8 protein-coding genes and 1 pseudogene are annotated in these 10,509 nt (G+C 70.3%); 5 read left to right on the top strand and 4 right to left on the bottom strand.

The annotated features are described in order from the left end of the window. Positions 1–669: 669 nt before the first annotated feature. Entirely contained in the window at positions 670–2,436 is a 1,767-nt protein-coding gene (gene ltrA / locus RH94_RS18075) for a group II intron reverse transcriptase/maturase (RefSeq protein ID WP_199880911.1), read from the top strand. 74 nt (positions 2,437–2,510) lie between these two features. After that, positions 2,511–2,840, top strand: a pseudogene (locus RH94_RS18070) (gamma carbonic anhydrase family protein); the annotation flags it as partial. Between the two features lie 46 nt (positions 2,841–2,886). On the opposite strand, the gene RH94_RS18065 reads toward RH94_RS18070, so the two are convergent. Beyond that, the gene (locus RH94_RS18065) at positions 2,887–3,546 is read right to left on the bottom strand and encodes a DedA family protein (RefSeq protein WP_073948602.1); all 660 of its coding nucleotides are present in this window, start codon (positions 3,544–3,546) and stop codon (positions 2,887–2,889) included. Positions 3,547–5,258: 1,712 nt separating this feature from the next. Here RH94_RS18065 and RH94_RS18055 point away from each other — a divergent pair. Further along, on the top strand, positions 5,259–6,269 hold the full coding sequence (locus RH94_RS18055) for a hypothetical protein (protein WP_073948600.1): 1,011 nt from the start codon (positions 5,259–5,261) through the stop codon (positions 6,267–6,269). A 36-nt stretch (positions 6,270–6,305) separates the two neighbouring features. Here the strand turns inward: RH94_RS18055 and RH94_RS18050 are convergent, their stop codons facing one another. After that, positions 6,306–7,151: a spermidine synthase gene (locus RH94_RS18050; protein WP_107428753.1), complete on the bottom strand. Its 846-nt coding sequence runs from the start codon at positions 7,149–7,151 to the stop codon at positions 6,306–6,308. Between the two features lie 95 nt (positions 7,152–7,246). Next, complete coding sequence (tuf, locus tag RH94_RS18045; protein ID WP_073948599.1) at positions 7,247–8,428, bottom strand: elongation factor Tu; 1,182 nt, start codon at positions 8,426–8,428, stop codon at positions 7,247–7,249. 309 nt (positions 8,429–8,737) lie between these two features. On the opposite strand from tuf, the gene RH94_RS18040 reads away from it, so the two are divergent. Together RH94_RS18040 and RH94_RS18035 are read left to right on the top strand one after the other, a co-directional pair. Next, positions 8,738–9,478, top strand: coding sequence for a TVP38/TMEM64 family protein (locus RH94_RS18040; RefSeq protein ID WP_073948598.1), 741 nt, complete (start codon positions 8,738–8,740; stop codon positions 9,476–9,478). 34 nt (positions 9,479–9,512) lie between these two features. Continuing rightward, positions 9,513–9,692 carry a hypothetical protein gene (locus RH94_RS18035; protein ID WP_073948597.1) on the top strand — a complete coding sequence of 60 codons (180 nt, stop codon included), beginning with the start codon at positions 9,513–9,515 and terminating at the stop codon, positions 9,690–9,692. Positions 9,693–9,727: 35 nt separating this feature from the next. Here RH94_RS18035 and RH94_RS18030 read toward each other — a convergent pair whose 3' ends face one another. Continuing rightward, positions 9,728–10,468, bottom strand: a complete 741-nt coding sequence (locus tag RH94_RS18030; protein WP_073948596.1) for an SDR family NAD(P)-dependent oxidoreductase — start codon at positions 10,466–10,468, stop codon at positions 9,728–9,730. Between the last annotated feature and the right edge of the window lie 41 nt (positions 10,469–10,509).

Genomic DNA, 10,509 nt, shown 5'->3' with positions numbered 1-10,509 from the left:
GACAACTGGTGCGACAAGTAAGTCGCTGCTACTGAGCGCCGGGCAAGAAAGGAGAAAGAGGCCCGGCCCGGGAAGTGACCAACTCCCCGGTCCCCGCCGTCACATGCGACCCCAGCAATGGGGTGGTGTGAAGCTGGCGGTCAAAGCCCAAGAGCCCCCAGACCATCACGGGGCAACAGGCGAGGGGAAGCTCGGACGGGAGAGCGAAAGCGAAGCCGTGTTTGTACGGACCGAAATGTGGACCCGCGTGATGGAAGCAATCGACGCGGCCGAGGACTAGAGGCAGAGGAGTCTCACATGGGCGGGCAGTCAGTTAAACCCCGCTGTGGTCACCATGGTCCCGGTTCAGAGCGGACTCCCAACCCGAACGCAACTCAGTACTGCGGAACTTGGAAACCCCGTAACGGTCCCGACCGCAAGGTCGGGTAAGCCGGAGGCAACGAAGGTGAATCCCGTTGCGGGAACAGGAAGATCCGAGAAGCATAGGCCACTAGCCCGTAAGGGCAGGGGAAAGCAAGGGAACGCGCCGCTCCAGGCTCCTTGTATAACCCGGTGGATACCCGCCAAGTGGCGGGTCCCGAAAGGGAGCTGACGCGGATCTGGTGAGCCCTTGAAGGCAGAGCAAGACGAGAAGCAGAGTCAAGGCACAAGTTAGAACAGGAGGCAGATATGACCGATACGGAAGTGGACGCTTCCCGGAACGGAACCTTGAGCGACGCTCAGGCATGGAACAGCATCGACTGGTCCGCGCAGGAGCGGAACGTTAAGCGTCTCAGGCAGCGAATCTTCAAGGCCGCGAAAGCAGGGGACCTCAAGAAGGTCCGAAACCTGCAAAAGCTCATGCTGCGCTCACACTCCAACACGCTGGTAAGCGTGCGAAGGGTGGCACAACAGAGCGCGGGCAGGAACACGGCCGGTGTCGATGGTCAAAGGGCACTCGATCCCGCCGAGAGGACCCGCCTCGTGCGGGACCTTGAAGCGGACGCCCCGAAGCCGAAACCGGTCAAGCGTGTATACATTCCAAAGGCTAATGGGAAGATGCGACCGCTGGGAATTCCGGTGATCGCGGACCGTGCCCACCAGGCCAGGGTAAAGAACGCCCTGGAACCGGAATGGGAAGCCAGGTTCGAACCGAGGTCCTATGGATTCAGGCCCGGACGTGGCTGCCACGACGCCCTGGAGGCGATCCACCAAACGGTCAAGCGCAGCGCGGGGCATGACCCCGCACGTCAGTGGGTACTCGACGCTGACCTCAAGGGCGCTTTCGACCGCATCAGCCACAAGCACCTGATGGACTCCATCGGGTTCTTTCCCGCCAGGGAGAGCATTCTTGGATGGCTTGAGGCCGGAGTGATGGAGAACTCCACGTTCTCCGAAACGGTAGAAGGCACGCCGCAAGGCGGCGTGATCTCCCCTCTGCTGTTGAACGTCGCTCTGCACGGAATGGAACAGGCCGCAGGGGTGAAGTACTGGGCGCGCAAGGGCGGCATCAAAACCGCCCGAGGTGCAACGGTACTCATTCGGTACGCGGATGACTTCGTGGTGTTCTGTCACACGGAGGATGAAGCGAACCGGGTCAAGGAATCGCTGGCGCGATGGCTGGAGCCGCGAGGGCTGGCCTTCAACGAAGAAAAGACCCGTGTGGTCCACCTTCGTGAGGGGTTTGACTTCCTCGGATGCACGGTTCAACAGCACAGCAATGGCATCTCTTTGATCACCCCGTCCAAGGCGGCCGAACAACGCGCCAGGTTGAAGATCAAGTCCACCATCCGTAAGGCTATGGGCACGGATCAGGACACCCTGATCCGTAACCTCGCCCCGTTCATTCGGGGATGGACGGCCTACTACTCGCCCGTGTCCGCGAACCAGGCGTTCTTGCGGCTTGACCGCTATACGTTTGATCTTTTGTGGAAGTGGGCGGTGAAGAGGCACCGCAGGAAGGGTCGCAAGTGGATCAGGTCCCATTTCTGGGGCCGACACCACGCGACGCGCCAGGACACGTGGGTGTTCGGTAACAGCAAGCTGCATTTGCAGAAGGCTGCGTGGACCCCCATTCGACGGCACCAGGTTGTTCCTGGAGACAATTCCAAGGACGACCCGGAGCTGGCGGAGTTCTGGTCGAAGCGCGTCCGGAAGCGCAGCACGACCATGGTGAACGAGAAGAAACTGATCGTCACCCTGACCGTGCGGCAGAAGGGTCTGTGCCCGGGCTGTGGTCTGGATCTTCTGGAAGGGGCGGGTTTCGAGCCGGACAGCCTGCGGGATTGGGTTGCGTGGTTCGAGGCCGGTCGCCGGGCATTCGATGTCCACCATGTGGTGCATCGAAAGCACGGCGGCAGTAATGCACTGTCCAACCTGGAAGTGCGGCACGCTACCTGTCACAGTCAGCTTCACGCCGGCGGGCATGACAAGAAAAGCGGCGTAAGGCTTGCTTGAGCCGTATGCGGGGAAACTCGCACGTACGGTTCTGAGGGGGCTGGGACCCAGTAATGGGTCCCAGCTACCCGACCACCCTGCACGCCGACCCGGGCTTCCCGGTCGGTGTCGGCGAGCGCGTCTCCATCGGGCACAACGCGGTGGTGCACGGCGCGACCGTCGAGGACGACTGCCTGATCGGCATGGGGGCGACGGTGCTGAACGGCGCGGTGATCGGCGCGGGTTCCCTGGTGGCCGCGCAGGCACTGGTGCCGCAGGGCATGCGGGTGCCGCCGGGGTCACTGGTCGCCGGGGTGCCCGCCAGGGTCAGGCGGGAGCTGACGGAGGAGGAGCGCCAGGGGATCACGTTGAACGGCACGATGTACGCGGAGCTCGCGAGGGCGCACCGCGAGGTGCACGACTAGGACCCGCGCACCGGCGCGCCCCCGTGCACGCTCTGGGGCGCGCCGCTCACTCCCCGGCGGGAACGGGTTCCGGCTCCTCGGTCTCGCGCTCGCGGTGCTCGGCCTGCGCCTTCTTCGCCTTGCGCTTGACGATCAGCATCGAGCCGAGCCCGATGAGCACGGCCGCCACCAGGCCCACCCACGAGAACTTCTTCAGCCAGGACTCGGCCACCACACCGACGTAGTAGATGACCGCCGTGGTGCCGCCCGCCCAGCAGATGCCGCCGAGGACGTTGGCGATGAAGAACTTCCAGTACGGCATCCGCAGCACACCCGCGAGGGGGCCGGCGAAGATCCGCAGCAGGGCGACGAAGCGGCCGAAGAAGACCGTCCACATGCCCCACTTCTCGAAGGACCGCTCCGCGGTGGCGATGTGTCCCTCGCTGAAGTGCTTGGGGAACTTCTTCCCCAGCCAGGCGAGCAGCGGTCTGCCGCCCCTGCGGCCGATGGCGTAGCCGATGGAGTCGCCGATGACCGCGCCGGCGGTGGCGCACGCGCCGAGGATCACGGGGTTGATGCCCGAGTGCTGGGAGGACAGCAGGGCGGCGGAGACCAGGACGATCTCACCGGGCAGCGGGATGCCCAGGCTCTCCAGGCCGATGATCAGACCCACCACCGCGTAGACGGCAACCGCGGGTACCGTTTCGAGCCATTCCTGGACGTGCACCGCCGGTTCCTCCCCGTCTCGCGCCCATGTGTTCCCGGAAGCGCCTGCGAGGAGCGCCCCCGGGAAGACTACCGGGTCGGCCTTCCGAGGCGGGGACCCACGGATCGCGCATGCGTTCCCGAGGCCGGGGTGCCGACGGTGCGCCCCGCCATGGACTTCCGCACGTGCGGCCCGGCCGCGGCGGCTACCGGCACCCGGCAGCCGCCGCGACGGCTGTGGGTCACGTCACGTCCGGGGGTCGGGGGCCGGGGCGGCGGACACGGCCGGCGGAGGTCCGCCGGTGACGCCCGGGCGGGCGGAGCCCGTGCTGTGCGTTCCCCCGTCGGCGCCGGGGCCGGGGACGGCGCGGTCGTCCGCCCAGCCCTTGGCGGCGAGCACGGTGGCGAGCAGGGCCAGGGCGGTGAGGCCGGCGCCCACGGCCAGGGCCGTGCGGTACCTGCGCAGCGGGTCGGGCCGCGTCTCGTACGGTGCCCTGCACGACGCCCTTCGCAGGGCGCGGGCCGGGCGGGAGTCGAGATAGCGGCGGGCGCCCCAGCCGAGTACCGTCTCGGCGAGCAGGACCTCGAGTCCGCCGTCGAAGTGACCGAGCTGTTCGGCGGCGTACCGGCAGTGGGAGCAGCCCCTCGGATGGAGCCGGACGTCGGACAGCAGCGCGCCGCCCCGGCGCACGGGGGTGTCGAGGAGACGGTTGTAGAAACGGCATTCCCCGGTCGGCGCGAGTTCCCGGTGGGCGCGTACACAGCCCGCCCGGAATTGTTCCCGGGCCTGCCGCAGCGCGCCCGTCGCGGTATCCGCGTCAATGGCCAGCAGACCGGCCGGTACGGTCATGGGTTCGGCCTCGACCTCGGCGTGCCAGAGCAGGCATTGAAAGGTGCCGGGAAGTTCCTGGAAAGCCCTTTCGGCGATGTGCCGCCTCGGGGGCGTCACGGACGTCACCGCACGCAGCCCGCGGCCGCCCGCGGGTCTGCCGAGTTCCGGCAGTACGGCGCATGCCGTCTCGTCGCCGGCCCACTCCCGGACCACCTCGCGGGCGGCGACGAGGAGTTGCGGACGCAGGGCGCCGCCGGTCGGCCGACGCAGCACCTGCCGGAAGGCCGCGGTGGCCACCATGGCGGCCGAACTTCCGCGACCGGTGAGGCAGATGGCCGCGTAGTCGTAGGTCGCCCNCCGCCAGTGCCGGGCGAGCAGCGGCGCGACGGCGTGGTGGTCGCCGTCGGGGTCCCGCAGCCGGGCGACGAGACCGTGGTCGGACCCTCCCGGCGTCGTACCGGGGTGGGGTGGGTGGAAAGGGTGTGGGGGGTGGGGGGATTGCACTGCATCATTTCCTTCCAGCCGCATGACGGCACATGGAATGGGCGCCACCTTCGCACACGCGACTCACGGCGAACAAGCAGTTCGAAAAGGCGCTGTCTCAAAAGGCGGGAAACGCAGGGCGGTTACCGCTGGTACCCACGCCCTTATTCACGGAATGCCGACCACGGGGCCGTCAACGCGCTTGCGCGGGTGGCCGAATGACACACGAAACGCTCAGCTCCTCCCCCGCCCACGCGGTTGCGGTAAGCGCCGTCCGGTCCGCGCCCGCACCGGGATATTACTCACCAGTAGAAGATTCTGGCCGGCCCCGGCGCCCGACACCCGCGCCCATCACTGGTACGTCCCTGACAAGAGGCAGTGACCGAATCGTGTCCCTGGCGACACTAGGGTTGCTGCCCATGTGGCCAGGACAGCAGCCGCCCGGGGGCGAGCAGAACCCGCAGAACAACCCGTACCAGCAGCCGGGACACCACCAGCCGAATCCCTACCAGCAGCCCGGCTACCAACAGCCCAACCCGTACGCCCAGCAACCGCAGTGGGGCGCGACCATACCCATGGACGGGCCGCGGCCGCCGAAGGGCGGCGGCGGGGGCGGCAACCGGACGAAGCTCGTCGCGGTCATCGCCGCCACGGCCGTGGTGGTGACCGCCGGTGTGACCGGCTTCCTGGTCCTCGGCGGAAACAAGGACGGCAGGGGCGACAAGGCCGGCGGCGGCACGGCCGACGTCACAGCGAGCCGGCCGGCGTCCGCCCCGGCCTCCGCCGACGCCTCCGGTTCCGCGTCGGACGACAATCCCCGCGGCACGGAGACGATGGAGCCGACGGTCCCCGGCTGGAAGGTCGTCGTCAACCCCAAGCGGGGCATCGCCTTCGACGTGCCGGCCGACTGGGAGGTCCGGTCCCCGGGGCTGAGCATCGGCTTCGAGGACAAGGAGGGCAAGCCGATCGCCCTCATGTCCGGGGTGGCCGAGTACAAGTCGAAGTGGTGCACGTCCGACGACGACAAGGACGGCCGCACGGAGGACACGTCACTGGCCGCGGTGGGCTCCAAGGGGGCCAGCGGCGCCAAGAACACCGATGAGGTCGCGGTGAACACCGTGGCCTGGTGGGTCTACGGCGGTTACACCCAGCCCGACAAGAAGAGCCTCTCGTTCGACGAGAAGGCCGAGCCGTACACCACCAAGTCGGGCCTCGAGGGCAGCATCGCCTGGGCCCGGTCGACCAACACGCCCCAGAAGGGCAAGTGCGCGAGCGACGGCAAGGCACTCACCTTCGGCTTCATGAACTCCGCCGGCGACTTCGTCTCCTGGAACTTCTATGGTGCCAAGGGCGTCAAGGACGAGGTTCCCACCGCGACCGTCATGCAGGTCCTCAGCACGGTCCGGCTGCACGGCACCCCCACCGGCTGACCGGACGCGGACCTGGACACGGGCGTGGACGGCGGGTCAGCCGACGCCGAACGCGCCGTCCGGGGGCTCGGGTGACGGTACGGCGTCCTCGTCCCGCACCGGCTCGGCGGCGCCGATGAACTCCCGTAGCGCGGCGCCGTGTCCGACGCGGGCGGGAAAGGCGTCGGAGGCGGTCAGCCGGGTCAGGGCGGCCGTGTCGAGGGGGCGGTGCGCGGCGGTCAGCACCGCGTTGCCGAAGCGGCGGCCGCGCAGCATCGCCGGCTCGGCGATCAGCACCAGCTCCTCGAAGACCGCCGCGAAGGTGGCGAGTTGGGAGCGAAGGAAGGCGAAGGGGGCGCCGTCGGGGAGGTTGGCGAGATAGACACCGCCGGCCCGCAGCACACGCTCCGCCTCGCGGGCGTAGGCGAGGGAGGTGAGGTGGGCGGGGACCCGGGAGCCCCCGAAGACGTCCGCGATCAGGACGTCCGCCGAGCCGTCCGGGACGCCCTGAAGCCAGGCGCGGGCGTCGGCGGTGTGCAGCGCGATGCCGGAGCCGTCGGGGAGCGGGAGACGGTCGACGACCAGGTCCAGCAGAGCGCGGTCGGCCTCGACGACGTCCTGCCGGGAGCCGGGGCGGGTCGCGGCCACGTAGCGCGGCAGGGTGAGAGCACCCCCACCGAGGTGCAGCACGTCCAGCGGACGGCCCGGCTCCGCGACCGTGTCCAGGACGTGCCCGATCCGGCGCGCGTACTCGAACTCCAGGTGGGTGGGCGCGTCCAGATCGACGTACGACTGCGGCGCACCGTCCACGGTCAGCAGCCAGGCCCGCTCGCGGTCGACGTCGGGCATCAGCTTGGCGGTCCCGTGATCGACGGCTCGGGTCACGGGTATCGGCTCGGTCACGGCTCCATTGTGCCGGTCCGCCACCCCCCGAACGGCGAGGGGACCGCGCGGCCGGCCACCACCGGCCCGCGGCCCCCCGCTCGCGCGACGCCCCCTCACTCGACGGCGGTCACGGTCCCCGCGCCGACGGTCCGCCCGCCCTCACGGACGGCGAACCCGAGCCCCGGCTCCAGGGGCACCCCGCGCCCCAGCTCCACGGTCATCGTGACCGTGTCGCCGGGCCGCGCGACGGCCCTCTCGCCGAGGTCGACCTCGCCCACCACGTCCGCCGTACGGATGTAGAACTGCGGCCGGTACCCGGTGGACACCGGTGTCGTACGGCCGCCCTCGCGCGCCGGGAGGACGTACACCCGCGCGGTGAAGCGCCGGCGCGGGGCCACGCTGCCCGGCGCCGCGACGACATGGCCGCGGCGGACCGCGTCGCGCGGCACACCGCGCAGCAGCAGCGCCACGTTGTCCCCGGCCTGTGCCTCCTCCATGGGCCGGCCGAAGGTCTCCAGGCCGGTGACCACCGTCTCCACGGCGGCGCCGGGCACCTCGACCCGGTCGCCGACGCGGACGGCGCCGCGCTCGACCGCGCCCGTCACCACGGTTCCCCGGCCGGTGATGGTGAGCACGTTCTCCACCGGCAGCAGGAACGGCGCGTCCAGGTACCGCTCGGGCATCGGCACATAGGTGTCCACCGCGTCGAGCAGCGCCTCGATCGACGCCGTCCAGCGCGGGTCGCCCTGAAGGGCCTTCAGCCCGGAGACCCGTACGACGGGTACCGCGTCGCCGGCGTAGCCGTGCTCGGTGAGCAGGTCGCGGACCTCCAGTTCGACGAGGTCGACGAGCACGGCGTCCTCGCCGGCGTCGACGGCGTCGGCCTTGTTCAGCGCGACGACGACGTGGTCGACGCCCACCTGCCGGGCGAGCAGCACGTGTTCGGCGGTCTGCGGCATGATCCCGTCGAGCGCGGAGACGACGAGGATCGCCCCGTCGAGCTGCGCGGCCCCGGTGACCATGTTCTTGACGTAGTCGGCGTGGCCCGGCATGTCCACGTGCGCGTAGTGCCGGGTGTCGGTCTCGTACTCGACGTGCGCGATGTCGATGGTGATGCCGCGCGCGGCCTCCTCCGGGGCCCGGTCGATGCGGTCGAACGGCACGAACGTGCCGGTGCCGCGCTCGGCCAGCACCTTCGTGATGGCGGCGGTCAGCGTGGTCTTGCCGTGGTCGACGTGGCCCATGGTGCCGATGTTCAGGTGCGGTTTGGTACGCACGTACGCCGTCTTGGGCATGGCTGTACCCCAAAGCTCTGGTAGGTGGAGCGGGGACCCCGAGGATTCGCCGACCCTCCCCCTGCGGGGTCCGCCGGACGATCCGGGGAGGGTCAGCTTCGGGCGCCGTCGACCGCGGCCAGGAGGACCGGGACGGCAGCCTTCGGGGCATCCGCGACCGCGGATGCTGCGAGGACGAAGGCGTGCCGGAACATGACGCCGATCCTCCACGGTCCGCCGGCCCGCGTCGAACGATTTTCCCGGCGGGCGAGTTCGGGCAGGAGACGGACGACACGGCGATCACGCGTACCCGTCGGTTAATGTCACCGGATGCTCGATGCCCCCACCCGCCCCGGGGCCGCCGCCGCGGTCTGCGCGAGAGTGCTGCTGTCGCCCTGGTCCCGGCTGTCCCTGCTGCTCGTCCTGCTCGCTGCGGCCGGTGCGTCCGTACTGCTCCTCCAGCCGCAGAGACTGCTGGCGCACGGCTGGCCGCCGCATCTCGACGGGGCCGCCGCGGCGGTGGTGTTCGCGGTGGCGTACGGGCTGTGCACGGTGGCGTTCGTGCCGCGGCCCCTGCTGAACCTCGCCGCGGGCGCGCTGTTCGGCTCCCAGCTGGGACTCACGTCGGCGCTGGGCGGCACGGTGCTGGGCGCCGGGATCGCCTTCGGCCTCGGCCGGTTCCTGGGCCAGGACGCGCTGCGGCCGCTGCTGCGCGGCCGGCTGCTGCAGGCGGCGGACGGACAGCTCAGCCGGCACGGCTTCCGTTCGATGATGGCGGCCCGGCTCTTCCCCGGGGTCCCGTTCTGGGCGGCGAACTACTGCGCCGCCGTCTCCCGCATGGACTGGCCCCCGTTCCTCCTTGCCACGGCCCTCGGCTCCGTCCCGAACACCGCCGCCTACGCCGTCGCCGGCGCCCGCGCCTCCGCGCCGGACTCCCCGGCCTTCCTCGCCGCGCTGGCCTGCATCGCCGTACCGGCCCTGCTGGGCACCGCGGTCGCCTGGCGCAAGCGTCACCACCTGCGGCGCCGGCCGAGGACACCGGGAGAGACGGCCGCTGTAGCGGTCCGGTAGCGCAGAGTCAGTGCTTACCCCTAGGCTTGGGGCCATGTCCCCCGATTCAGTGGCCCCTGGTTCCGTGCGGTCTGCTGCCGAGCTGAACGAGCAGATCCGGTCGCTGTGGTCGCGCTCCGGCGGGTCCCTGTCGGCCCAGGAGCGCGCGGAGTACGAGTTGCTGGTGGTCGAGTGGGCCGCCGCCATCCGCAGCCGGGTCATCGAGGCGGCCTGACCCCGCTCGTGACCGGTACTCCTGGTGCCCCGGCACTAGCGCCCGCCCGACACCCGCAGCACCGCTCCCGTCGTGTAGGAGGCGTCCGGTGACATCAGCCACGCGACGGCCGCGGCGATCTCCTCGGCCCGTCCGGGGCGGCCCAGCGGGATCGCGCCGGCGGCGCGCCGGACCCGGTCCGGGTCGCCCATCGCCGCGTGCATGTCGGTGTCGATCATGCCGGGCGCGACCGCGTTGACGCGGATGCCGTCCGGGCCGAGCTCCTTGGCCAGGCCCAGCGTCAGGGCGTCCACGGCGGCCTTCGTCGCGGCGTAGTGCACGAACTCCCCGGGACTGCCGAGCGTGGCGGCCGCGGAGGACACGTTCACGATCACGCCGCTCCTCCGGGGCACCATGAGCTGCGCGGCGCGGCGCGAACACAGCAGTGTGCCCAGCAGGTTGACGTCCACGACCCGTCGCAGGTCGGCGGTGCTGGTGTCGGCGAGCCGGCCCAGCGGTCCGCTCACCCCGGCGTTGTTCACCAGGCCGGTCACCGGTCCGAGCCGCTCCTCCGCCGTGGCGAACAGCCGCTCGACGTCCGCCTCGACCGAGGTGTCCATCCGCACGGTGACCCCGCGCGCCCCGGCCTCGAGCACCTCGTCGGCCACCGCCTCGGCGGCCTCGGTGTCGCTGACGTACCCCACCACCACGTCGTGCCCCTCGGCCGCCAGCCGCCGGCAGATCGCGGCACCGATCCCCCGGCTGCCCCCGGTGACCACTGTCACGAGACGTTTCATTCGGACCTCCGCTGCCCCCGAGCGACGACACCCGTATGTGA

Origin of the sequence: Streptomyces kebangsaanensis (genome assembly GCF_001906585.1) — a bacterium.
In the GTDB taxonomy this organism is placed as follows: domain Bacteria; phylum Actinomycetota; class Actinomycetes; order Streptomycetales; family Streptomycetaceae; genus Streptomyces; species Streptomyces kebangsaanensis.
The sequence above is the reverse complement of the archived record's forward strand: the minus strand, read 5'-3'. Positions and strand labels throughout refer to the sequence as shown.